The sequence below is a fragment of the Blastocatellia bacterium genome, from assembly GCA_035275065.1.
Classification (GTDB): Bacteria; Acidobacteriota; Blastocatellia; order UBA7656; family UBA7656; genus DATENM01.
In genome coordinates this window covers 1-23,886 of sequence record DATENM010000066.1, presented here as the reverse complement: position 1 = coordinate 23,886, position 23,886 = coordinate 1, and the positions used below count along the sequence as shown (strand labels likewise).

At 61.9% G+C, this 23,886-nt stretch carries 25 protein-coding genes; 17 read left to right on the top strand and 8 right to left on the bottom strand.

The window, feature by feature from the left end:
- Positions 1-51 precede the first annotated feature (51 nt).
- The 3 genes from VJ464_16420 to VJ464_16410 all read left to right on the top strand — a co-directional run bounded on the left by VJ464_16420 (position 52) and on the right by VJ464_16410 (position 3,083).
- Complete coding sequence (locus tag VJ464_16420; protein ID HKQ06720.1) at positions 52-543, top strand: hypothetical protein; 492 nt, start codon at positions 52-54, stop codon at positions 541-543.
- Complete coding sequence (locus tag VJ464_16415; GenBank protein HKQ06719.1) at positions 543-1,289, top strand: endonuclease/exonuclease/phosphatase family protein; 747 nt, start codon at positions 543-545, stop codon at positions 1,287-1,289. The genes VJ464_16420 and VJ464_16415 overlap by 1 nt, the downstream gene beginning before the upstream one ends.
- Before the next feature lie 192 nt (positions 1,290-1,481).
- Entirely contained in the window at positions 1,482-3,083 is a 1,602-nt protein-coding gene (locus tag VJ464_16410; GenBank protein ID HKQ06718.1) for a hypothetical protein, read from the top strand.
- 86 nt (positions 3,084-3,169) lie between these two features.
- On the opposite strand, the gene VJ464_16405 is transcribed toward VJ464_16410, so the two are convergent.
- Both VJ464_16405 and VJ464_16400 read right to left on the bottom strand, forming a co-directional pair.
- Entirely contained in the window at positions 3,170-3,676 is a 507-nt protein-coding gene (locus VJ464_16405; GenBank protein ID HKQ06717.1) for a hypothetical protein, read from the bottom strand.
- Between the two features lie 254 nt (positions 3,677-3,930).
- Positions 3,931-4,185: a hypothetical protein gene (locus tag VJ464_16400; protein ID HKQ06716.1), complete on the bottom strand. Its 255-nt coding sequence runs from the start codon at positions 4,183-4,185 to the stop codon at positions 3,931-3,933.
- A gap of 355 nt (positions 4,186-4,540) precedes the next feature.
- Here VJ464_16400 and VJ464_16395 point away from each other — a divergent pair, with 355 nt between their 5' ends.
- The 3 genes from VJ464_16395 to VJ464_16385 all read left to right on the top strand — a co-directional run bounded on the left by VJ464_16395 (position 4,541) and on the right by VJ464_16385 (position 7,143).
- Complete coding sequence (locus VJ464_16395; protein ID HKQ06715.1) at positions 4,541-4,750, top strand: hypothetical protein; 210 nt, start codon at positions 4,541-4,543, stop codon at positions 4,748-4,750.
- A gap of 82 nt (positions 4,751-4,832) precedes the next feature.
- Positions 4,833-5,780: a DUF5131 family protein gene (locus VJ464_16390; protein ID HKQ06714.1), complete on the top strand. Its 948-nt coding sequence runs from the start codon at positions 4,833-4,835 to the stop codon at positions 5,778-5,780.
- Positions 5,781-5,832: 52 nt separating this feature from the next.
- Positions 5,833-7,143, top strand: a complete 1,311-nt coding sequence (locus VJ464_16385) for an NAD(P)/FAD-dependent oxidoreductase (protein HKQ06713.1) — start codon at positions 5,833-5,835, stop codon at positions 7,141-7,143.
- An 18-nt stretch (positions 7,144-7,161) separates the two neighbouring features.
- Here VJ464_16385 and VJ464_16380 read toward each other — a convergent pair whose 3' ends face one another.
- On the bottom strand, positions 7,162-7,593 hold the full coding sequence (locus tag VJ464_16380; protein HKQ06712.1) for a hypothetical protein: 432 nt from the start codon (positions 7,591-7,593) through the stop codon (positions 7,162-7,164).
- Between the two features lie 241 nt (positions 7,594-7,834).
- On the opposite strand from VJ464_16380, the gene kdsA reads away from it, so the two are divergent.
- The 6 genes from kdsA to VJ464_16350 all read left to right on the top strand — a co-directional run bounded on the left by kdsA (position 7,835) and on the right by VJ464_16350 (position 16,191).
- On the top strand, positions 7,835-8,668 hold the full coding sequence (gene kdsA / locus VJ464_16375; protein HKQ06711.1) for a 3-deoxy-8-phosphooctulonate synthase: 834 nt from the start codon (positions 7,835-7,837) through the stop codon (positions 8,666-8,668).
- A gap of 45 nt (positions 8,669-8,713) precedes the next feature.
- A complete protein-coding gene (locus tag VJ464_16370; GenBank protein HKQ06710.1) occupies positions 8,714-11,086 on the top strand; it encodes a tetratricopeptide repeat protein in 2,373 nt (790 codons plus the stop codon).
- Positions 11,087-11,197: 111 nt separating this feature from the next.
- Entirely contained in the window at positions 11,198-13,234 is a 2,037-nt protein-coding gene (gene metG, locus VJ464_16365; protein HKQ06709.1) for a methionine--tRNA ligase, read from the top strand.
- Between the two features lie 92 nt (positions 13,235-13,326).
- Positions 13,327-13,890: a class IV adenylate cyclase gene (locus VJ464_16360; protein ID HKQ06708.1), complete on the top strand. Its 564-nt coding sequence runs from the start codon at positions 13,327-13,329 to the stop codon at positions 13,888-13,890.
- Positions 13,891-14,011: 121 nt separating this feature from the next.
- Positions 14,012-15,007 carry an NDP-sugar synthase gene (locus tag VJ464_16355; protein ID HKQ06707.1) on the top strand — a complete coding sequence of 332 codons (996 nt, stop codon included), beginning with the start codon at positions 14,012-14,014 and terminating at the stop codon, positions 15,005-15,007.
- A 107-nt stretch (positions 15,008-15,114) separates the two neighbouring features.
- Entirely contained in the window at positions 15,115-16,191 is a 1,077-nt protein-coding gene (locus tag VJ464_16350) for a phosphotransferase (protein HKQ06706.1), read from the top strand.
- Between the two features lie 55 nt (positions 16,192-16,246).
- Here VJ464_16350 and VJ464_16345 read toward each other — a convergent pair whose 3' ends face one another.
- The 3 genes from VJ464_16345 to VJ464_16335 all read right to left on the bottom strand — a co-directional run bounded on the left by VJ464_16345 (position 16,247) and on the right by VJ464_16335 (position 18,903).
- Positions 16,247-17,383: a citrate synthase gene (locus tag VJ464_16345; protein ID HKQ06705.1), complete on the bottom strand. Its 1,137-nt coding sequence runs from the start codon at positions 17,381-17,383 to the stop codon at positions 16,247-16,249.
- A 212-nt stretch (positions 17,384-17,595) separates the two neighbouring features.
- Positions 17,596-18,396 carry an SAM-dependent chlorinase/fluorinase gene (locus tag VJ464_16340; GenBank protein ID HKQ06704.1) on the bottom strand — a complete coding sequence of 267 codons (801 nt, stop codon included), beginning with the start codon at positions 18,394-18,396 and terminating at the stop codon, positions 17,596-17,598.
- 72 nt (positions 18,397-18,468) lie between these two features.
- Complete coding sequence (locus tag VJ464_16335; protein HKQ06703.1) at positions 18,469-18,903, bottom strand: NUDIX hydrolase; 435 nt, start codon at positions 18,901-18,903, stop codon at positions 18,469-18,471.
- A 161-nt stretch (positions 18,904-19,064) separates the two neighbouring features.
- On the opposite strand from VJ464_16335, the gene VJ464_16330 reads away from it, so the two are divergent.
- The 4 genes from VJ464_16330 to VJ464_16315 all read left to right on the top strand — a co-directional run bounded on the left by VJ464_16330 (position 19,065) and on the right by VJ464_16315 (position 22,527).
- Positions 19,065-19,475 carry an acyl-CoA thioesterase gene (locus VJ464_16330; protein ID HKQ06702.1) on the top strand — a complete coding sequence of 137 codons (411 nt, stop codon included), beginning with the start codon at positions 19,065-19,067 and terminating at the stop codon, positions 19,473-19,475.
- Entirely contained in the window at positions 19,476-20,378 is a 903-nt protein-coding gene (locus tag VJ464_16325) for a histone deacetylase (protein HKQ06701.1), read from the top strand. It abuts the gene before it with no gap.
- Between the two features lie 87 nt (positions 20,379-20,465).
- A complete protein-coding gene (locus VJ464_16320) occupies positions 20,466-21,491 on the top strand; it encodes a hypothetical protein (protein HKQ06700.1) in 1,026 nt (341 codons plus the stop codon).
- A 34-nt stretch (positions 21,492-21,525) separates the two neighbouring features.
- A complete protein-coding gene (locus tag VJ464_16315) occupies positions 21,526-22,527 on the top strand; it encodes a hypothetical protein (protein HKQ06699.1) in 1,002 nt (333 codons plus the stop codon).
- Here VJ464_16315 and VJ464_16310 read toward each other — a convergent pair.
- Both VJ464_16310 and VJ464_16305 read right to left on the bottom strand, forming a co-directional pair.
- Positions 22,514-22,858, bottom strand: coding sequence for a helix-turn-helix domain-containing protein (locus VJ464_16310; protein HKQ06698.1), 345 nt, complete (start codon positions 22,856-22,858; stop codon positions 22,514-22,516). The two genes, VJ464_16315 and VJ464_16310, sit on opposite strands and share 14 nt — an antisense overlap.
- A gap of 122 nt (positions 22,859-22,980) precedes the next feature.
- Complete coding sequence (locus tag VJ464_16305) at positions 22,981-23,634, bottom strand: site-specific integrase (GenBank protein HKQ06697.1); 654 nt, start codon at positions 23,632-23,634, stop codon at positions 22,981-22,983.
- On the opposite strand from VJ464_16305, the gene VJ464_16300 reads away from it, so the two are divergent.
- Positions 23,621-23,886, top strand: a 266-nt coding sequence (locus tag VJ464_16300) for a magnesium chelatase domain-containing protein (GenBank protein ID HKQ06696.1), incomplete at its 3' end; no start/stop codon positions are given. The genes VJ464_16305 and VJ464_16300 overlap by 14 nt on opposite strands.

The following is a 23,886-nucleotide window of genomic DNA, read 5'->3' as shown; positions in this document are numbered from 1 at the left end:
AGAGTGGGCGCGCCGATTCGGTAATAATCTTTACTTACCCGGAGGGCTCTCATGGCTGAAGAGGCAACGTCGAAAAGCAATGACGAGATGACCGACGAAGAGAAGCGCGAGCGCGTGGTGCGGCTGGCGTTCGGTGGCGACCCGCGCCGCTTTGAAGCGTTCTGTGACGCGGTGCGCGCGGAAATACCGGAAGGCACCGGCGCGGTGCTGCGCGGCAGTTCCGTCACCGGCGTGCGCTACGACGATGGCGCGCCGTTCGATGCCGACGGGCCGGGCACCAGCGACCTCGACCTGACGCTGGTGGGCGACGAAGTCATGGACCTCTACATCCTGGACGGCTTCTACATGCCGAAGATTCACTCGAAGCCGCTCAGCGACAAGGACCCCGACATCGCCCCGGCGCTGGTGCCGCTGCGCGAGAAACTGCAACGCATGGTGGGACGCCCGGTCAACATTCAGGCGTCGAGAGAGTTCGTCATCAAGCTGCGCGGCGACATCGCCGGCCAGCCTTACCTTACGCTGATCGAGAAGCCCGAAAAGTGATGCCCCTCAAGCTGCTCAGTTACAACATCCGCTATGGCGGGGTCGGGCGGGAAGCCTATCTCAGCGCGGTCGTGCGGTCGTGCAACCCTGACCTGGTGGTCTTTCAAGAAGCGACGCGGCCCGCCGTCATCGAGCGCCTCGCCAGTGACACACAGATGCCGGTGTGGGCCGCGCGTGACGGCCATTCGCTCGCGTTTATGAGCCGGCTGCCGATCACGCACTATGAATGGCACCGCCCGCCGCGCACGCGTCATCCTTATCTTGAGATCGTTCCCGCCGACACCGGGCTGCGCGTCTTCGGCCTGCATCTCAGCGCCATTCATTCCAACCTGGCAGAGTGGCGGCGGATCAGAGAATTGCGCGCCATGCTCAAAGACATCGAGCAATACCAGCAGGGCTATCACGCCCTGGTCGGCGATTTCAACACGCTGGCGCCGGGGGCGATACTCGATACGCGACGGCTGCCGCTGCGGTTGCTACCGCTGCTCTGGCTCGGTGGCGGTAAGATACACTGGCGTGTGATTCAGATTATGCTCGACGCCAAGTATACGGACGGCTACCGCAGTCTGCACCCGGCGGACGCGGGATTCACCTTTCCGACCTGGGGCGCGAACATTCGCTTTGACTACATCTTCCTGCCGCAAGCCTTCGCCAATCGATTGACCGCTTGCGAAGTCTTTCGTGACAGCCTGGTCACGCAGGCGTCGGATCACTTCCCCTTGCTTGCCCAGGTTGAGGTCGGATGAAGCGGCGACGCCGGCGCGAGAAATCCGCGGCAAAAAGTGATAAAGTCTTCGCTGCAAGACCGACAAATTTCCGAGGATGGTGAGAGCATGAAATCATTGAGACCCCCTTTATGGCTCCTGCTTGCATTGAGCGTGTTCATCGCAAGCTGCCAGCAACCGCAGCCCACGCAACCGGCAAAGGAGAGCGCCAACATGCCCGATCAGGCACAACTCGAACAGATGATCGCGCGCTTTGCGCCGACCGATGTCGCCGCCGACACCGCGAAACTTTCGGCGGGCGATCAGCAGGCGCTCGCCAAGATCATTCAGGCGGCGCGTCTGATGGATGACATCTTTCTGCGCCAGGTCTGGAGCGGCAACGTTGATCTTAAAACCCGGCTCGACGCCGACACCTCGCCGCTCGGCCAGGCGCGGCGGCATTACTTCATGATCAACAAAGGCCCGTGGTCGCGGCTCGATCACAACAAGCCGTTCATCTCCGGCGTGCCGGCTGAAAAACCAGCCTACGCCGGCTTCTATCCCGACGACATCACCAAAGACGAGTTCACCGCCTGGTCGCAGTCGCTCTCTGCCGCCGACCGTAAGCAGGCCGAAGGCTTCTTTACAGTCATCCGCCGCGATAATGCGGGCAAGCTCAAGCTGGTCCCTTACAGCCAGGAGTATCAGCAGTTCCTGGCGCCTGCCGCCGCCGCCTTGCGCGAGGCCGCCGGGCTGACGTCGAATGCGACGCTGAAGGATTTCTTGACCAAGCGCGCCGATGCGTTCCTCTCCGATAATTATTATTTGAGCGACGTGGCGTGGATGGACCTCGACGCGCCGCTTGACATCACCATCGGGCCGTACGAGACCTACGAGGACGAGCTGTTCGGCTACAAAGCGGCTTACGAGGCGTTCGTCACTTTGCGCGACGACGCCGAATCGGGCAAGCTGGTGAAGTTCAGCAGCTACCTGCAAGAGCTCGAAAACAACCTGCCGATGGAGGCGCGCTACCGCAACCCGAAGCTCGGCGCGGCTTCGCCGATTCGCGTCGTTGACGTAGTCTTCACTGCGGGCGACGGCAACCGCGGCGTGCAGACGGCGGCCTTCAACCTGCCGAACGACGAGCAGGTCGTCAAAGAGAAGGGCTCGAAGCGCGTGATGCTCAAGAATATGCAGGAGGCGAAATTCAACAAGGTGCTGATCCCTATCTCGAAGGTCGCGCTCGACCCGGCGCAGTCATCACAAATCTCCTTCGACGCCTTCTTCACGCACATCCTCATGCACGAGCTGTTGCACGGCCTCGGCCCGCACAACATCACGGTCGCGGGCAACGCGACGACCGTGCGCGGACAGCTCAAGGAACTCTATTCGGCGATTGAAGAGGCCAAGGCCGACATCACAGGGTTGTGGGCGCTACAATACTTGATCGATAAGGGCGCCATTGATCCGGCGATGGAGCGCGACCTCTACACGACTTACCTGGCCAGCTCGTTCCGCTCTGTGCGCTTTGGCACCACCGAGGCGCACGGCAAGGGGCAGGCTTTGCAGTTCAATTACCTGAGCGACGAAGGCGGCATCAAGTACAACGAGGCGGCGGGAACTTACAGCATTGACCCGGCGAAGATCAAAGACGCGGTGCGCAAGCTGACGAATGAGATTCTCACGCTGCAAGCCGAAGGCTCTTACGAGAAAGCCAAAGCGCTGCTCGATAAGTACGGCGTGATTCGCCCGGAGATGCAGAAGACGCTCGACAAGCTGGGAAACATTCCCGTTGACATCGAGCCGCGCTTCACCGCTGCCGAGCGCGCTCAGTAATCGCGACAGCAAGCGGCGCTGAAAAACAAAAGAGCGGGCCGGACTTCACGTCCAGGCCCGCTCAATCTATTTAAGGCTCGCGTTAATTACCAGCGGCCATAACCGCCATACTGGCGATAGCCTTGCGCGTAGCCTCTGCGGAAGCCTTCGCGGTAGGCCGCGTTGCCGCTGCGATAGTGGCTGGAGTTGTTCGGATTGAAGGAGCGCCGGTCGCGCACATCTTCCTGTCCGCGATTCAGCCCGTCGCTGAACCCTCTCTGCTCCTCATACGAGCCGCCATAATTGCCATAGCTACCGTAGTTGCCGTAACCGCCATAATAGCCCCCGCCGTTATAAACGCGCGGCACGACTCGCGGAGTCACATAAACATAGCGGTTATTCTGGCGCTGACGGGCAGCCCATTCACGCTCGCGCTCGGCGCGCCGGCGCGCTTCCTCGCGTTCACGCTCCGAACGATAATTATCTCGGTCGCGCCAACGACGGTCTTGCGCCTGCGCCGTCGTGCTTAGCACGGTCGTGCTGCCGATGCCCAGGATGAGCGCCAGCGCCGTCCCTGCCAAGCCTTTCTTTATCCACTGTATGTTCATATTCATTCCTTCCTTTCCCTAGAAAGCATCCCCCATCTTCCTTCCGGAATCCCTCACCCTTTATGATTACAACCCCTATGCCAAAGGTGGCCTGCCGTTTGAAGAATTATTTTGCGGCGGCGCGGCCGGCTTAATCAGCAGGGATGGGCTCGCGACCGGGCAACCCGCCCGGTCCCAGGAGAGATTCAAGCCATTTAGGGACACCACTTGAACGGATTCGAGACGTTGCCGGACGGCGGCTTTTGGATCACGCGAACGGCCTATTTTCGCGCCTGCATACGACTGCGAATCATATCAAGCTCTTTCTGCAACGCCATGTACTCGGCGTTGGCGCGTTCGACATCACGCCGCTTGCGCAGCAATCGCGCACGGATGCGCGAAGGCGGCACCTGCTCGACTCGCGCGCTGGCGCGCTGCGTTTCGCGGTACTCGCGCAAGACGCGCTTGACGTTCTCGGCGTATTCTTTCACCTGGCGCTCCAATTCGGCGGCGCGCTTTTTGAGACTCTGTGGCACCACTTACCTCTCCTTCGAAGGCTAAGACGGCTTGCGATCCGGGAGAAGGCGACCCGGCCAGCCGGCGGCGCAAAACAGTTAAGGTAGATTCTTAACTTTGCTGTTGCAACCGACTGAAATACTATGATATTGTCCGTGACGTGGGAGTAAAGCCTCCGGGCCATGGGTGGGGCCACAGCCCGGATGAGGTAATGGTGGTGCGCAAGACGCTGGAATATCGAAGCTGTGGGGAGCCGAAATATTCCGAATTTGCAGTTCGCTCTAGCGCACCACCTTTATACTTCAACCGCTTGTGGGTGTCAACAAATTAAGCTGCGCCCGACAGCCGCCGGCGAGATTCAGGCAGGAAGGTCCCATGTTTTCAACCGAAGCCCTGAGCCGTATTCTCACCGAAGCCGAGCGCATCGTTCAGGATGCGCAAACTCTCCTCGATAAAGCCGCCGCCACGGGCGAAACCGAACTGATCGAAGCCGCCAGCAACAACCTCCGACAAGTGATCGAGAACCGCGACCGCCTGAATCGCGTCTTCGCGCTGCGGCTGGCCGGTGCCGAGGTGTCGGTCTGAGCCTGATCCATAAAGAATCCAATCCCGCCGCCGCTTACTCGCCTGCCGCTCACTGATCTCTTGAATTGTCAGTGTGCCGACCTTGCAAGCTGTACTTGAAGGGGCGAGCACCGACCACACGAGGCGCGACAGGCGCTCGATTGCTGCACCCTGGCCGCCCTCTTATACTTTGAATATGAAGCCCGCGCGCAAGCCTGAGCGAGCCGTCAAGCTCACCGTCATTCAGCCACGGTCGGTGCTGAATCGTTCCGGCATGGGCGGCTTCACGCTCAACCCTTACCAGGGATGCACAGTAGGCTGCGCCTACTGCTACGTGCCGCACATGAAGCACAAGCAGTTGGAAGAGCGGAAGTGGGGCACGTATGTTGACGTCAAAGAGGGCGTGCCGGAACTGCTCGACAAACAACTGGGGCGCTTGCGCCAGCCGACGCGGGTTTTCATGTCAACCGCGACCGATCCTTATCAGCCCGTCGAAGAGCGCTACCAGATCACCCGCCGCATTCTTGAAGTCTTCGAGCGCCACCCGCAGCACAGCCTCTTCATTCTGACCAAGCAAACCCTGGTCGAGCGCGACGCCGACTTGATCGCCCGCCTGCCGCGCGCCGCCGTTGGCATGAGCATTTCGGTGATCGATGACCGGCTATCAGACATTATTGAGCCGTGGGCCGCACCAACCAGCGGGCGGCTGGCAACGATTCGCCGTCTGTCGGAGCGCGGCATTGCGACTTACGTGTTGTGGGCGCCGGCCTTCGTGCCCGTGCCGATGAGCCGCGAATTCGTCCGCGACGCCATGACGAAGATTGCCGAAAGCCGGACGCAGGCGTTGTCGCTCGACAGCCTGAATTATCGCTCGCGCCAGCCCGCGGGCTTGCCGCGCCGTCTGGCTCGCGACGGCCACGCACCGGCGACCGCCGCGCAGGTCGAGCTGCTGCGCCAGGAAGCCAGGCGGCACGGCCTGGCACGCCGCCTCGATCTGGTCGCGCCGGAATCAGAGATCGCCGAGCTTCAGCCGCTGCTGCCGTTCGAGTAACCCGGCAGCGGTGCCAAACGTGGATGTGGTTAACCGGAGGTGAAAGGTAAAGATGGCAGCCAGTCATATTGTTATTGTCGGCGGCGGATTCGCCGGACTCTATACCGCGCTTGAACTGGAAAAGCGACTGAAGCGCGAGCGCGATGTCACCGTCACGCTGCTCAACGGCGAAAACTTTTTCCTGTTCACGCCGATGTTGCCGGAAACCGGCGCAGGCAGCATCGGCACGCGCCACATTGTCAGCCCCTTGCGCAAGCTCCTGCGCCGCACGCGCTTTGCCGAAGTCGAAGTATCGGGCATCAATTTTGACGCGCAGGTGGTCTCGGCGCGGCACAGCCTGACGGGCGCTGAGCGTGAGTTCCATTACGATTATCTGGTGCTGACGCTCGGCGGCGTCATCAACTATTTCGGCATTCCCGGCGCGGCGGAATTCGCCCTGCCCTTCAAGACGCTGGGCGACGCCATCTACGTCCGCAACCACGTCATCGATATGCTTGAAGAAGCTGCGGTCGAGCCGGAGCGTGCCGACGAGCTGCTGACCTTTGCGGTCGTCGGCGGTGGTCTGACGGGCGTCGAAGTCGTCGGCCAGATCAATGACTTCGTGCGCGAGGCGGCCGATTATTATCCAGAGATCGACCGCCGTCGCATCCGCGTGCTGCTTATCGAAGCCGGGCCGCGACTGATGGCCGAGATGAACGAGAAGCTCGCCGCCTTTGCCGAGCGCGTGCTGGTCAAGCGCGGTGTCGAAGTCCGCACCAACACCGCCGTCACTCGCGTCGAGCAAAATGGCTTCGCGTTGTCGGGCGGTGAACAGGTCGCGACACAAACGGTCATCTGGGGCGCGGGAGTTGCGCCCAATCCGCTCGTCGCCGGCTTCGAGCTGGCAAAAGAGCGCGGGCGCATTCGCGTCAACGAATACTTTGAAGTCGAGGGCCGGAAGAACGTCTGGGCGCTCGGCGATTGCGCTCACATTCCCAATCCGAAGACCGGCAAGCCGCACCCGCCGACGGCACAGCACGCCGTCCGCGAAGGCAAGCGCGCGGCGCGCAACATTGCGGCGATCTTTGGGCGCGCTCGGCGGCAGCCGTTTGATTACGACACCATGGGACAGATGGCGATTGTCGGCGAGCGCACAGGCGTTGCGGATTTGATGGGCCTGCGCTTTTCCGGCTACTTCGCATGGTTTCTCTGGCGAACCTATTACGTGATGCGCATCCCGCAGCTCGAAAAGCGGGTGCGCGTCATCCTCGACTGGACGCTCGACCTCTTCTTCGAGCGCGATCTGGTACAACTGGCGGTTTCGCGTGAGCATGAGCTAGTCGCCAAAACCACGCCGGGCGCTCAGACACCGCGCGTGAAATAGCCTGGCGCTGGGCGCATTTCAAAGATCGAGCGGCCGCAAATCGGGCTCGACCCAGCCGTGGCGCGCTTCCTCCGATTGCAGCCGCTCGCGTGTGTAGTAAGCGAAGATCAACTGCGAATCGCCGAGTTGCGCTACCACTTCGTTGACGAGCATAAATGCGGGCCGCGCCCGATCCATGCCCGCCACCGCCTTGCCGATCATCCTGGCCCAGAACAGCGTGATGGTCTCGTTATAGATAGTGATATGGTGCCACTCGACGTAGCGCCGCAGATCATCACGGATGCGCCCCGCGGCTTCCCGTTCGGGCGACTTCAGAAAACACCACGCGCTCATGGCGACGTGGACGCGGTGCGAGACGTCGTCGGGCGGCAGTTCGCAAGCCGCAAAGCGCGCGACCAGCGCCTCGATCTCGGCGTCATTCGTGTACGGCACAGGCTCCGGGTTACTCATATTTCCTCCGCATCAACACGGGCACAAATGAAAGCGCCTGCGCCCATCGAGCGCAGGCCGTATTTTATCCAAAAAGAAATCCGCCGGCGCTGCTGGCACCGGCGGATCGTTTCGCTTGCTTGTCGAAGAAGAGTATACGCCGGCGCGAACCGTCCATGCAACCGCCGAGATTTGCCGCCATAGGCGCGGCGCATCGCGCTTTCACATTCGCGCTGCTGGCGTGTAGAATGATGATTCGACTATGCCAGCCTCAGTGACGCCTTTCAAAGTTGGTGACGTAGAGCTTGGCGGCGGTGAGCTGTTCCTCATCGCCGGCCCGTGTGTTGTCGAAAGCGAAGCCCACGCTCTGAAGATGGCCTCGGCCATCAGCCGCATCACCCGTCAGCTCGGCGTCCCGTATATTTTCAAAGCCTCTTACGACAAAGCCAACCGCACTTCGGCGACGGCGCATCGCGGGCCGGGGATCGAAGAAGGCTTGCGCGTGCTGGGGCGCATTCGCAGCGAGTTTGGCTTACCGGTGCTGACCGACGTACACGAAACCGCGCAGGTGCGCGCCGCCGCCGAAGTCGCCGACATCTTGCAGATTCCGGCGTTCCTCTGCCGGCAGACCGATCTGATTGTCGAAGCCGCGCGCACGAATCGTGCCGTCAACATCAAGAAAGGCCAGTTCCTGGCACCGCACGACATGAAGAACGCCGTCGCCAAGGCGGCTTCGCAAAACAACCGACGGGTGATCATCACCGAGCGCGGCACGAGCTTCGGTTATAACAACCTGGTCGTAGACTTTCGCGGCCTGCCGGTGATGCGCGGCTTCGGCTACCCTGTGGTCTATGACATTACTCACAGTTTGCAGCGGCCCGGTGGCCTGGGCACGGCGACCGGCGGCGACGCGGAGTTGATCGAATACATGGCGCGGGCCGGCGTCGCCTGCGGCGTGGACGGCGTGTTTATGGAAGTTCACGATAACCCTGCGGCGGCGCTTTCCGATGGGCCGAACAGCCTGCCGCTCGAACGCCTCGCGCCGCTGCTCGAAAAGCTCAAAGCGATTCACGCGCTGGTGAAAGATCAGTTGTAAGCACAGGCCATGTGGCAGCCCAACCGCGAAAAGGTTTCAGTCGTAATGCTCAAAAAGTTTTCATTCGCTTTTATCGTCGGGCTTCTGCTCGCCGCCGCCGCGGCGGCGCAGGAAGTCGAAGTGGATCGCTATCAGATCAACGTGCGCCTCGACCCCGCGGCGAGCGCCGCCGATTGCCGCGCCGCCATCACGGTCGTCAATCTCGGTCAAACGCCAAAGACCAGGCTCTTCTTTCGCCTGAGCAAACTTGCGAAAGTCACGTCGGCCACTGTGAACGGCGCGACCGCGCAGATCGAGACAACCGAAGACCGCCGCGTCACGACGCTCAATCAAATCGTCGTTTCCGCAGACGCCGGCATCGCCCCGAACGCGACCGCCAGGGTTGAATTCGCTTACCGCATCGAAGCGCCCGAATCCTCGGCCTTGATTCACATCTACCCCGGCGAAGTGCTGCTCGCGCCCGAAGCCATCTGGGTGCCGATGCCTTCAACCGTCTTCACGCCCTATGGGCCGACGACCGCGCCATTCACGCTCGACGTCACTGTGGCCTCGGCTACAAACAACTTTCGCGGGCTGTCGGCAGGCGCGGTGAAATCCGCCGGGCCGGCGTTCGCCTTCGAGCAGTCGCTCAATTCCCTGCCCCTGCTGATTGCCGGCAATTACGATCAACCGCTCGGCAGCGATGCCGGCGGCGTGAAGATCGAAGTCTACACCCCGCCCGGCCTGACCCTGGCGGCTGCTGCGAAGGCCGCGGGCCCGGCGATCAGCAAGCGCTTGAGTGATGAAGCCGGGCGCGCGGTTGATTTCTTCACGCGCCTGCTCGGGCCGCCGCCTGCGGGCGCGACCTTCCGCATCATCTCGTCGGCACGCGCCGGCAATCTGGCCGTGCCGGGGGCGCTGGTCCTAAACGAGCAAGTGTTCCGCCGCGACGTGGTCACCGAGTCAACCATTGAAGCCGTAGCCGATGCCGTCGCCAGAATGTGGACGGAAGGCCGCGCGCGGATTCGCGGCATCGAAGCCCGCAGCGGCCAGCGCCCCCGCAGCGTCGCTTTCCTGCGCGATTCGCTGCCGCGTTACCTGGCGGCGCTCTACTTCGAAGATCGCTTCGGCAAAGAGGCAGGGCGCGACGCCTTCGAGCGCATGCGCTGGAGCTACACGCCGGTGGCGCAATCGGGCCGCGACGCCGAGCTGGGCTTGCAGACCATCGCGCTGCCGAATTACAGCGCCGCCATCTTTGGCAAAGGCCCGCTGGTGCTGCGGCTGATGGCCGAGACCGCGGGCCGCGACAAAATGATCGCCGCGATCAAGACGACATTCGCTGTCGCGCAGACGAAGGTGGTCACGCCGGATGACTTTCGCGCCGCCGTCGTCAAGAGCACCAGCCCGGCTGTCGAAAAGCTCTTTCAGCAATGGCTCGACTCGATCACCGAGCCGGACCTCATCGTCGGCGCGCCGCTGCCGTCGGACAAGCCCGACACGCAGCGCCTCAACCTGCGCAACCTGGGCACAGGCGACGTGACCGTCAAAGTGCTGGCGACGACCGCTTCGGGAAAGCCTGTGACGATCAGCGTCGCGGTGCCGTCGGAAAACATCGCGACGGCGGAAATCCCGACGGCGGAAAAGATCACCGCCATCGAAGTTGATCCCGACAAGCTGATTATCCAGACGAACTATGACAACGACGCGCGCGACGGCGATATGAAACTGCCGCGCCCGTCGGCGCAGACGCTCTTCAATCAAAGCATCGCCGCCTTCAACAAAGGCGATTATGCCGAAGCCGAAGGCAAGCTGCGCGAGGCGGCGCGCCGCGACCCGACCAACGCGCTGATCCATGCGTGGCTCGGCCGCACGCTTGCCGCCGAAAAGAAGTTCGACGAAGCGACCACTGAAGCCAACGCCGCGATCAAGATCGAGCCGCCGGTCGGCTCGGCGCTGGCCTGGGCACATGTGACGCTAGGGCAGGCGGCGATGGCGCGCAATCAAGCGGCAGAGGCGGTCGGGGCGCTACGCCGCGCCGTCGTCGAAGCCGAAGAAGCGCCGGCGCAGGTCGCGGCGCGTGCGGCGCTGATTCAGGCCGAGCGCGCCGCCAATCAGTTGCCGCCGGTTGATGCGGCGATCCGCTCATTCATCTCGCAGCTCGACGCGGTCATCAAAGACCCTTCGTCTGACAAGCTGACGCCGCTGGTCGTGCGCAACAACCTGAAACGCTTCATTCAAGGGCTGACCGTCACCCGACCGAGCGCCTGGGCGACCGAGATTCTCCGCGTTGACCCGATGGATGCCAATCGCGTCGCGCTCGACGTGGCGCTCACGGCGCGGGCCGAGAACCGTGACCAGTCGGGCACGGCACTTTACATCCTGAGCCGAGCCGGCGGCAACTGGGTACTCGAAGACGTGCAGTTGTTCAACGTGAAGTGACAAGTGACGAGTGACAAGTGACAAGATCGCTTGTCGGTAGGTACATCGTTCCTCGCAAGATGATCTGCGCAGCGTCACTTGTCACTTGTCACTTGTCACTTGTCACTTGTTATGAAAAAAACTTTCTACGTCACGACACCGATCTATTACACGAACGCGAGGCCGCACATTGGCCATGCCTACACGACGCTGGTCGCTGATACGCTGACTCGGTTTCACCGGCAGCGCGGCGTCGATGCTTTCATGCTGACGGGCACAGACGAGCACGGTATCAACATCGAGCGCGCCGCCGAAGCGGGCGGCGTGCCCATCAAAGCATACGTTGACCACATCTTCGAAGAATTCCAGGCGGCGTTCGCGCCGCTCGGGGTTAGCTATGACCGCTGGATTCGCACCACCGACCCGGCGCACGAAGCGGCTGTGCAAAAGCTCTTTCAGATTCTTAGTGATCGTGGCTACATCTACAAAGGATTTTACGACGGCTGGTTCTGCGGCAACTGCAACGAGTTCAAAGAAGTGGAGGGAGATGCCGAGAATCCCATCTGTCCGGTGCACGAGCGCCCGCTGGATCGCGTCTCGGAAGAGAGCTACTTCTTCAAGCTCTCTGAATTTCAACAGCCCTTGCTCGACCTCTACGAATCGCGGCCCGAGTTCGTGCAGCCCGAAGCGCGGCGCAACGAAGTGCGCTCGTTTGTCGCCGGCGGCCTGAAAGATTTGTCGGTCAGCCGCGTGTCGGTGAAGTGGGGCATCCCTGTGCCGGGCGACCCGAAGCACACGATTTATGTGTGGCTCGACGCGCTGTCGAATTACATCACGGCGCTCGGATGGGGCAACGACACCTACGATGGCTTCGAGCGCTACTGGCCGGCGCTGCATCTGGTCGGCAAAGACATTCTGCGCTTTCACGCCGTCTACTGGCCGTCGTTTCTGATGGCCGCCGGCATCGAAGTGCCGCGCACCGTTTATGCGCACGGCATGTTGCTGTCGGGCGGCAAAAAGATGTCAAAGACGCTCGGCAACGTCCTGCGCCCGGACGAGCTGCTGCGTTTCTACACCGCGGACATGGTGCGCTACTTCATCCTGCGCGAAGTGTCGTTCGGGCAGGACGGCTATATCAGTTACGAAGCGATCACCGACCGCGTGAACTCTGACCTGGCCGACGGGCTGGGCAATCTGGCGAGCCGCACGCTGACGATGGTGCGCAACTATTTCGCCGGCACGCCGCCGCGTCCATCACCAGATGACGAATTTGCGGCGGACGTGCGCGAGCGCATCAATGAAGCGAAGGTGCGATTCGATGCAGAGTTTCAATCATTGAGCTTCTCGCGCGGCCTTGAAGCGGCGTGGGCGGGCATCGCGCGCGTTGACAAGTTCATCACCGAAAACGAACCGTGGAAGCTCGCCAAAGACCCTGCGTCGCGCGGCAAGTTGGAAGCGGTGCTGGCGACGGCGTACGAAGGCTTGCGTCACCTGGTGCTGCTGGTTGCGCCGGCGATGCCGGAAAGCGCCCGCCACATCTGGCGACAGATGGGGCTGGCGGGCGACCCGCTCACAATCAGCCCGAATGGCGCGACCTGGGGCGAGGCGATTGACGTGGCGAAGATCGAGCAGATCAGCCCGGCATTCCCGAAATTGAACAAGGAAAAAATCATGGCAGAGATCGAACAGCAGGACGACGCCGCGCAAACGGCGACGCAACCCGCAGACACAACAACGCAAGCCGCCGCGCCGACCGCGCCCGCGACAGGGCCAACGGCCACAGCGCCGTCCGAAGCCGCGCCTCAGGGTGCCACACAGGCCGCCGCGCCGCCTACGAACGTCATCTCGATTGACGATTTCATCAAGGTTGAGCTGCGCGCCGCTACCGTCCTTGAAGCCGAGCGTGTGCCGAAGGCCGACAAGCTCTTGCGGCTGGTCATTGACATCGGGGAAGAGAAGCCGCGCCAGATTCTTGCGGGCATCGCCGAGCATTACGCGCCCGAAGAAGTGGTCGGGCGCAAGATCATCGTCGTGGCGAATCTCGCGCCGCGCAAGCTGCGCGGCCTGGAATCGAATGGCATGCTGCTGGCGGCGTCGGCCGGCGAGGCCGGCAAGCCCGTGCTTGCGACCTTTGGCGAAGACGTGCCCAACGGCACGCGCTTGAAATAGAGCGGTTTGTCACGTGGCGCAAGCTGTTAGCTTGCGCTCTTCAATGCGCAAGCTAACAGCTTGCGCCACATTCAACGGGCCGGCGGTCGTTTATGAAAGACAACCTTGAAATCGAGGTCAAGCTGGCTTGCGATGATCTCGGTCGCCTGACGCGCGCCGGCTTCGAGCTGGCGCTCTCCAGGCCGCGCCACTTTGAAGACAACTGGCTGCTCGACGACGCCCGTGGGACACTCTTCGAGCAGGGCGCGGCACTGCGCGTTCGCTCGGTCGAAGGTCGCGGCTGGATCACTTATAAAGGCGTGGCGCAGGAAACCGCCGCATCGCCTTTGAAAGTCCGCGAAGAGATTGAATCGGCGGTCAGCGATCCCGAAAAACTGATTGCGCTGTTTGAGCGGCTGGGGTATCATCGCGCCTTTCGCTATCAGAAGTACCGCACGACCTATAAGATATTGCTTGACAACGCGGCGGTCGAAGTCGCATTTGACGAAACGCCGATGGGCAATTTTATCGAGATCGAAGGCGACGAACCGCGTGTGCTGGGCATCCTAGAACGGGCCGGGTTCACCGCCGCCGATTCGCTCCGCGAGAGCTACCCAGAGCTTCAGGCAAAGCGCTGTCAGGCGCGTGGCGTGCCGCTCGAAGATTTGGTCTTTTAGAAGTCAGGAGTCAGGAGTCGGAAGACAGAATGGAAGAGGAGGTGCTGCAAGTGTACTCACTGCCGCCGACTTCCTCTTTAATTCTGACTCCTGACTCCTGACTCCTGACTCCCGATTCCTTATGAAAGCAGTCATACTCGCAGCAGGGTTCGGCACACGGCTATGGCCGTTGACCGAAGATCGCACCAAGCCGGCCATCCCGTTCCTAAACCGCCCGCTGATCGCTTATACGGTCGATTATCTGGCGGCGCTCGGCGTCCGCGACATCATCGTCAACCTTCATCATCAGCCCGATTCGATCCGCCGGGCGCTCGGCGACGGCGCGGCGTTGGGCGTCAACATTGAATATTCATTTGAAGAAGAGATACTCGGCACGTCGGGTGCGATTGACCGCGTCCGCGATCAGTTGATGGATGACGATTTCATCGTCATCAACGGCAAGATCGTCACTGATATCGATTTGCAAGCGGCGATCCGCGAGCATCGAGAGCAGGGCGCCATCGCCACGCTGGTGTTGAAAGAGAACGTCGCGCGCGAGCATTTCAGCATCGTCGAAGTTGACGCGCGGCGCCGGGTCACGCGCTTTGCCGGCTTTCCCGATGCCGTGAGCGCCGAAGCCGGAGCGCCGGACGCCGGCGGCAAGGTCATGACCAGCGACCCTGCGCCGCTGATGTTCACCGGCATTCAGGTGTTGTCGCCGCGCATCTTTGATTACGTGCCGCGCAATTGCTTCTCGCATTCGACTATGCACGTCTACCCGCGGGCGATTGCCGAAGGCGAGCCGGTCATCGCGCACGTCACGCAGGGCAACTGGTTCGAGATGAGCACGCTCGACCGCTACCTCGAAGCGAGCATGATGTTCATGAAAAAAGCCGGGGCCGCCGTCATTCAAGGGGCGGGCTGTTCGATTGCCCCCGGCGCGAGCGTCGAAGGCTCGGTGTTGTGGGAGCGCGTTCAGGTTGAAAGCGGCGCGCGATTGCGCCGCGCCGTCATCGGCGATGACGTGCGTGTGCCGGCGGGGGCGGTCATCGAAAACGCCGTGGTCGTGCGTCGCCGGGTCGTCCACGAAATCGAGCGCGGCACCTTCGTCGGCGACAACCTCATCGTGCCCCTGTAAAGACAATGATGAAGTATGAATGATGAATGATGAACTGCCGGAGCGAGCCCCCATCGCGATGGCAGACGTCCCCTAATTCATCATCCATCATTTCTCATTCATCGTTTATGGAAAGTACCTATCCACCTGCAATGTTAGAACTGGCGGCGCGTCACCTTGACGCGGCGGCGGATCAGGTCCGCATCACGCCGTTGACGGGCGACGCCTCGACACGAGTTTACCTGCGCGCGGCTGCCGCGGGACGGACGCTGGTCGTCTGCCTCTACGGCGAGCCGTTCGATGAGTCGGAGCGCGCGGTTGACCGGCTGGCGCGGATGGAAGCCGTGAACCCATCGGCGCGGCTCACCTATCACAGCAATGCGCTGGCGCACATCGAAGCGACCCGGCTGTTTATCGAAGCCGGCCTGCCGGTGCCGCGCATCTTGGCGACATCAGGGGCCGACGGCCTGATGCTGTTTGAAGATGTTGGCGACATGCGCTTGCAGGATTGGATGACGAACCGCCCGGCGGCAGAGGTCCGCGACGCCTACCGCCGCGCCGCCGATTTGATCGTTGATATTCAGAGCGCCACGAAACTGGCTCTGGAAGCCGATTCGATCTGCTCGCACATGGCTTTTGACGAGGCGAAGCTACGCTGGGAGCTGGGCTTCTTCTTTGCCAACTTCATCAACCGCTATTTGAAGCTGAAGCTCGATCCGGCGACCGCCAACGCCATGCAGGCGGATTTCAAGTCGCTCTGCGGCGAGCTGGCCGCCTGCCCGCGTGTGCTGGTCCACCGTGACTACCACGCGCGCAACCTGATGATGAAAGACGAGCGCATGTTCATCATCGATCATCAGGATGCGCGCATGGGGCCGGCGAGTTATGACGTCGCCTCGCTGATCAGCGACCCCTACGCGACGCTTGATGCGGAATTGATGAGCGAGCTGGTCGAACGTTTCATCGAAGGTAAGGCGAGGTCGGCGCAGCCGCTCGACGCCGTAACCGAATTCCGCCGCGAGCTACGATTGATGACCGTGCAGCGAATGCTCAAGGCGCTCGGCACCTATGCGTCGCAGGCGGCGCTGGGCAATATGACTTATGTTCCTTACATCGGGCCGGCGCGCGACCGCGCCCTTGCGGCGATGCGCGAGCTTGACCGCTTCGCGGCAACGCGCGCTTTGCTGGAGCGAGCCGAGGCGTAGAAGCTGGTTCTGCGCCCCTAGCGGAGCGTGGGGCGGCTTACCAACGCGCTACTGATTAGCCGCGTTCGTCTATCGGCGTGTATTTCAGGTCGCGCGGGCCGACGTATTCGGCGCGCGGGCGGATCAAGCGGTTGTTGGCGTACTGCTCTAAAACGTGCGCCGTCCAGCCGGCGATGCGGCTACAGGCGAAGATCGGCGTGAACAGGTCGGTCGGGATGCCGAGCGCGTAGTAGGTCGAAGCCGAGTAGAAATCGACATTGGCGTTCAGATGCTTCTCGCGCTTAACGACCTCTTCCATCTTGCGCGACATGTCGTACCACTTGCTCTCGCCCGTGCGCTCGCCGAGCTGCCGCGACATCTCGCGCAGGTGCGTGGCGCGCGGGTCTTCCGTGCGATAGACGCGGTGGCCGAAGCCCATGATCTTCTGCTTGTTGGCAAAAGCGTTCATCACCCACGGCTCGACGTTATCGGGGCTGCCGATTTCGAGCAGGTTCTTGATGACGCCTTCGTTGGCGCCGCCATGCAACGGGCCTTTGAGCGTGCCGATGGCCGACACGATTGCCGAGTAGATATCCGACAGCGTCGCCGCCGTCACTCGCGCCGCAAACGTCGAAGCGTTCAATTCATGATCGGCGTGCAGAATCAAAGCAACGTCCATCGTCCGCGTCGCCACTTCGTCCGGCTCTGTGCCATTCAGCGTGTAGAGAAAGTTGCCGGCAATCGTCAGGTCAGGGCGCGGCGTGACCGGCTCCAGCCCGTTGCGCAGTCGCTGAAACGTGGTGACGATGATGGGGAATCGAGCCGTCAGGCGGACCGCTTTACGCAGATTCGCGGCGCTCGACATATCGCCGGCCTCTTCGTCATATAGAGCCAGCGCCGAAACCACCGTGCGCAGCATATCCATCGGGCTTGCCGATGTCGGGATGGCGCGGATCAGTTGTTGAATCCCTTCGGGGAGCTGACTCTCGCGGCTGATCTGCTGCTCCAGCTCATTGAGCTCGCTGCGGGTGGGTAGGCGCAAATTCCAGAGCAGGTAGATGACTTCCTCGAAGGCGGCGTGCTGGGCGAGATCGTGTATGTCATATCCGGCGTAGATCAGGCGGCCTTCAATGCCGTTCACGTCGCTGAGCGAAGACTGCGCCGCGACGATGCCTTCGAGGCCGGCTTTGGCCACATTGGCTTCACTCGACATCTTCTTTGATTCCTTTCGCGTTGCATGGTCTGAGTGTGTAAGTGACGCTGGTTCGATCCAAATTGAAGGATAAGCGACGCGCCGAGGGCTGTCAACGAAGGCGCTAAAAACGCCTGGGCAGGGCCCGGTTCGCCGCCAGGAGCGCCTGGGAGCGCGGCCAGGCTAGCGTGTTGGAGGAGCGGCGGGCTCGTCGCCCGCGCTCGCGGCTCAACTCAGGGAAGTAGGACTTCGACTTCAAGACCGCGCCGCGCTTCGATCATACGGGCGGCGTGCTGGCGCGGCGCGGCCAACTCCAGAAACCCTGCGCTGCCGAAGTAGGCGAAGAGCTCGCCCGGATTGGCTTCGGCATAGGTGTTCAGAACGCGCGCCGCTTCGTGCTTGCCGACGCGAATGCGGGCGCCGGCGCGGGCACGCTCCACGGGCAGCTCGGCAGTGGTGATGTTGGTGATGAGATTGCCGAAGCGATCAATGTGCAGCACGTGGCCGCGAATCTGTTTGTCGGACGCCACCACCGGCGTCGGCGTGTTGAAGCGCACGGGGTCGTTGATTTCGACCCCCATCTTGCTCCAATCAACCATCCTCGAAACGTAACCGGCACTCGGCGCAAAAACGTCGCGCCCGTGAAAAGTGTTCGACACCGGCTGGCGGAAGTAGTGCGTCTCGCTCAGGTGAACGATGCGGTTGATGTGCTCGCGCTGGTAGATATAACTGAACACGCCATTGTCGGGGCCGATGAAGTTATAGTTGTCGGTCATCACCAGCAGAGGCCGGCGCTCGGTGCCGACGCCCGGATCAACGACGACGACGTGCAGCGTCATCTTCGGGAAGTCTGTGTAGCAGCAAAGCAGCATGAAGGCCGCGGCGTAAAGGTCGTGCGGCGGAACCTGATGCGTCAGGTCTATAATCTCGGCCTGCGGGTTGACCGTCAGGATCGCGCCTTTCATCGCCGGCACGTAGTAATCGGCTTCGCCGAAGTCTGTCGTCAAGGTAATCAGCGGTTTGCGTTCAGCCATCAACACCTCCCATGTCGTCGTCGAGGGGCAAAGCCATTCTACTCGAAGGCCCGGACGTGTGAAGATAATTCTTCAGGGGGTGCGCCGGGCCGGGTCAAACAGCGCCGTCAGTATCTGGCGGTCGTGATCGTAACGCAGGCGCGCCATCGCGTCGCTCACCGTACACCAGCGGGCCTCGTCTATCTCGTACATGTTCACATGAATCTCGCCGCCGGTTACTTCCATCAAGTAGTAATGCACAACCTTGGGCCGCGTCTCGCCGCCGCGCCCGCGATACAGGTAATGCACAGACGTCAGCTCGCGAATGATGCGACAGCGCAGGCCGGTCTCCTCTTCGACTTCGCGCAAGGCGGCGGCTTCAATCGTTTCCCCCGGGTCGAGCTTGCCTTTTGGATACGACCAGTCATCGTACTTCGGGCGATGCACCAGTAAGACGCGCGGCGTCTGCTCGTCGCTTGCATCAATGACGAGGCCGCCCGCCGCGACGATTTCATCCCTCGGTTCCATATGAGCGACAGTAGCACCGGAAAAAGGTAAAAGTAAAAAGTAAAAAGGTAAAAGTGCAGAGCCGAGCTAGAAATAGGACTGGTTATCTATTCAATTTCCTGCCGACCTTTTACCTTTTTACTTTTTACTTTTACCTTCCTTCTGGATTAGGCTGATGGGGTATGAGCGAATCGAAGACCGGATTTGAATACAACATGCCGGGGCGCGAGCCGGCCATCCGCGTGGTGCTGATGCCCAAAGACACCAACGCGCACGGTACCATCTTTGGCGGCGTCATCTTGAGCTACATCGATATTGCGGCGGCGATTGAAGTGCGCCGCCACACTTTGAAGAAGATCGTTACCAAGGCCATGCGCGAAGTGGTCTTCGTCGCGCCGGTCTTTGTCGGCGACCTGGTGAGCTTTTACACCGAGCTGGTGCGCGTCGGGCGAACGTCGATCACCGTCAAGGTGACGGTCGAAGCCGACCGCGTCTCGAACCCCGGCCAGCGCGTGCGCGTCACCGAAGCCGAGGTCGTCTACGTCGCCATTGATGACGACCGCCGCCCTGTGCCCATTCGTGATGAAGCGTAAATGAAAGCCTTCTATTCGGATCGCTATGTCATCCCGCTGCCGCCGCAGCACCGTTTCCCCATCGTCAAATACTCGATGATTCGCCAGCGGCTCGACGCCGAAGGCGTGTTGCGCCCGCATCATCTCTTTCATTCGCCGCTGGTCGGGCGCGACGAGGCGCTGCTCGTCCACACGGCGGATTATTATGACCGCCTGGTCGCGGGCCTTCTGACTGACCGCGAAGTGCGCCGCCTCGGTTTGCCCTGGAGCGAACTGCTGGTCGGGCGCTCGCGGGTCTCTGTAGGCGGCACGCTCGCCGCCGCCCGCGCGGCGCTCGCTGATGGCGTGGCGGCCAATCTCGGCGGCGGCACGCATCACGCTTTCTCCGGGCACGGCGAGGGCTTTTGTGTCTTTAATGACATTGCCATCGCGATTCGCGTGCTGCGCGCCGAAGGGGTGCTGCGTCGCGCCGCGGTGGTCGATCTCGACGTGCATCAGGGGAATGGCACGGCGGCGATCTTCGCGGACGACCCCGAAGTCTTTACGCTGTCGCTGCACGGCGAGAAGAATTTCCCGCTCGTCAAGCAACAGAGCACGCTTGACGTGGGGCTCGCCGACGGCACGGATGACGAGGAATACCTGTATGCGCTGGCGCTGCATCTGGCGACGACCCTTGACGGCTTCCGCCCCGACATCGTTTTTTATCAGGCCGGCGTTGATCCGTTTTTCGATGATCGGTTGGGGCGGCTCGCTTTGACGCTCGCGGGTCTCAAGCGGCGCGACGAGATGGTGCTGACCGCTTGCCACGCCCGCCAGGTGCCGTGTGTAATTACGCTCGGCGGCGGTTATGCGCGCGACGTTGCCGATACGGTCGAAGCGCATTGCAATACGATTCGCGCCGCGCGGGCGATCTTCGGCGCGTGAGGAACAGACTTTTATCAGGGTGCGTATGAGCTGTTGGCTGTCCAACGCTTCCGCATCAGGGGTAAGATAAATCGTAAGGAGTAAGTCATGCCGAGCAAGCTGGATGAATTGAAACGCCGCGCGCAACAGACGGCGCGCGAGCTGGACGAGAAATACAAGCTCAAGTCGAAGCTCGACGAAGGCACGCGCAAGACCACCGAGGCGCTGCGCAAGGGCGCCGACGTGGCGACCGCAACGCTCGACGACGCGCGCCAGGAAGCCCGCCGCATCAACCGCGAGCATCACATAACCGAGCGCGTCACCGACACGGCGCGGCGCGCCGTTGACACCGCCGACGATGCGCTCAACAAGGCCGGCGTTAAAAAAAAAGTCGGTGAGGTCGTAGACACAGGCGTCGCGGCAGCCAAAGATGCCGCCGCCGACGCCAAAGATAAAGCCGGCGATTTGTTCGGCGAAGCGCGCCGCTATTACGAGCAAGCGGCGGACGCGGCGCGCACCACGGCGTCGGCGGCGCGCCTGCCTTCCTCGCTAACCAGTGCCGTCGCCAGCGCCCGCCGCTGGGCCAAGCGTAATCCCGGCAAAGCCGCTGTTGTTTCACTCGGCTTCGTCGCCGGCACGCGCATGGGCGCGGCCTTCGCGTCGCTCGACGTGACGTTGTTGGGCGCGGGCGGCGCCGGCAGCTGGCTCTTTCATTCGGCGCTCGCGCCTTATGGTTTAAGAAAGCTCGCCGAGCGCTACGAGAAATTCTTAAAGAAGCAAGAAACACTGGTCGCTGAGGGCAAGCTCTCGGATGCCGAAGCGGCGCGCGTCCGATTTCAGCGCGACGCCGCTAAATACGTCGGCGCGCCGTTGCTCGGCGCATTCAGCATTGCCGCCGGCGCCGGCTTGATCGCCGAAGCGTTGACCGGCGGCGTCGTCACCGGCCTGCCCATCAGCCTGGTGCTCGGCGGCAACCCGATGCTTTCGAGCATCTGGCTTTTCGGCAACGGCCTGATCTGTTTTCACAACGGCTATAAGTTTTTCATGATGGCTATCGGCGACAAAGAAGAGGTCGCCCGCGTCGTCCGCGACATCAAAGGCTTGTTGCCGGAAATCGTCGTCGAAACCGTCTGAACCCGTGCGCGACCGCGAGCCGATCCAGTCGCTTATGCATCAGGTAGACGTCGCCCTGCTCGGATTCGGAAACGTCGGGCGCGCATTCGCTGATTACATCGGGCGGATGGGCGATCCGCGCATCCGCTTGCGCGTTCGCGCCCTGGCCGACCGCAGTGGCGGCACCCTGGTCGAATCCGATCAAGCGCTTCAGCGTATCATTGATCACAAAACCGTGGGCCGCCCCCTCCGCGAGTTTGCCGGCTCATCCACGCTCACTGACTCGCGCGCCTTCATTGATCAGCTTACCCTGGCCGGCGTTCGCGTGCTGGTCGAATCATTGCCGACGAATTTAAAAGACGGTCAGCCGGCGCTCGATCTAAATAGCGCCGCGCTCCGTGCGGGCCTTCACGTCGTCACCGTGGACAAGGGGCCGCTCGTGCATGGCTTCGCGGCGCTGCAACAGGCGGCACAGACGGGCGGCGCGCGGCTCGGCTTTACCGGCACGACCGGCGTGAGCATTCCCGACGAGCTGGCGGGCGAGCGCCTGATCGAGATTCGCGGCGTTCTGAATGGGACGACCAATTACATTCTCACAGAGATGCGGGAGCGCGGCGCGTCGTTCGACGAAGCCTTGCGGAGCGCGCAGGCGGCAGGGGTTGCCGAGCCTGATCCGTCGCTCGATGTTGACGGCTGGGACACCGCCGTCAAGACGTTGATACTGGCGCAGGCCTTGATGAACGCCGACACGCGGCTTGATGAAGTGACGCGCATCGGCATCAGCCAGGAGACGGACGATTTGATTCGAGTTGGCCGCGAGAGTCATCGCGTCGTTCGTCTGGTGGGCCGCGCCCGCCTCTATCAAGGGCGAGCGCGAGTCAGCGTGGTGCCGAAGCTGGTTGGTGAGGAGTCGCCGTTTTATGCGGTCAATGGAACGTCGAAGCTCGCCGTCTTCAGAACCGCGAGCCGGCGCGAAGTGATCTCGGCGGCGCGTTCGGGCCGCGACGCCATCGCGCAAACGATTGTCGATGACATCGTGAAAGTTATCGCTCGATGAATTCCGCGAAGAGATCGTCGAACGAGAGTTGCGCCGTCGGCTCGTCATCCTGAGGCGCTTCGCCGTCGTCGTGAGGCCGCGCCGCCTGCATCGCCTTCAATGCCTTTTGCACGTCGCGCAGGCTGAAGCGGATCAAGCGCCCGGTCAGCTCGACCGCCGGAATGCGCCCGGCGCGGCGCAGGCGATGAATGGTGGACTGGCTCACCTGCAAAACCTCCGCGAGTTGCCGCGCCGTCAGGTATTCGACGCGCTTTTCCTTCGCAGGCTCGCCCGCGTCGGGCTTGTCGGAGGCCGTCTCAATCGTTGCAAATTTGCGGCGGTTACTGGTCATGTCACCTCGCGTTGCGGTGGCCGAACTGGGGCGCCGCTCAAGCCGCGCGCCCGGCTGGCCGTTGAGTGTATCACAACCCGCGCCTTCTCTCCCACCGCCTTCTAACTGCTCAACTCAAAGAACTACCCGGCCTTGCTTACTCTGGCCGGAAAATCGATTGTGACATTTTCTTGACCAGCTTTGCTCGCCTGGCCGTTCAAAGCGACGATTGCGCGCCGTTTGCCGTCGTCGGTCGGATGTGTGTAGCGTGCCGTCATCGCCAGCGTTTTGTGGCCGAGTAAGGCCGCCAGCGTGAAGGCGTCCGTGTGCGGCGCCAGTCGGGTCGCGAAGGTATGGCGCAGGTCATGGAACTTGAAATCCACGAGGCCGGCGCGGGCGGCGAGCCGACGAAATGCCTCACTCGCCCGGTCGGTGTTATCGTCGAAGACATGCGCCTTTGAGCGGTCGGCTTCGCGCCACAGCCCGACGAGCAAATCTTTTACGGCTTCGGTCATCGGGATAAGGCGATCAAGGCCGGTCTTGGTGTTGGTGACGACGATGAGGTTGCGCTGCCAATCAATCTGCGGCCAGGTCAGGCCGATGATCTCGCCTTGCCGCATGCCGGTGTTGAGCGCGAGAATGATCAGCGGTCGCAATCGCTCGTCGTTTTTGGTGATGGCGGTCATCAGTTGTTGTTCTTCGGCGTTGGTCAGGTATCGCGTGCGCTGATTGTCTTCACGCAAGAGCTTTACCTTGCTGCACGGGTTGGCCTGAATCAGCCCGTTGTCAACAGCCATCGAGCAGATGCGCGAGAGACACGACAGCTCGCGGTTGACCGATGCCGGCTTACGCGGCTTGTTACCTGCCTTGATCGGCGTAGCAAGCCGCTCTCTTTTGAAGCGCTCGACGGCCAACGGCGACCTCAAGTGCGAAAGCCTGGATGATACGGTGATTGTCGGCGAGCTGTCGCTCGATGGCCGCGTGCGGCCCATCAAGGGCGCGCTATCGATTGCGGTGGCGACGCGGGCGGGCGGCGCGCGTCGTTTGCT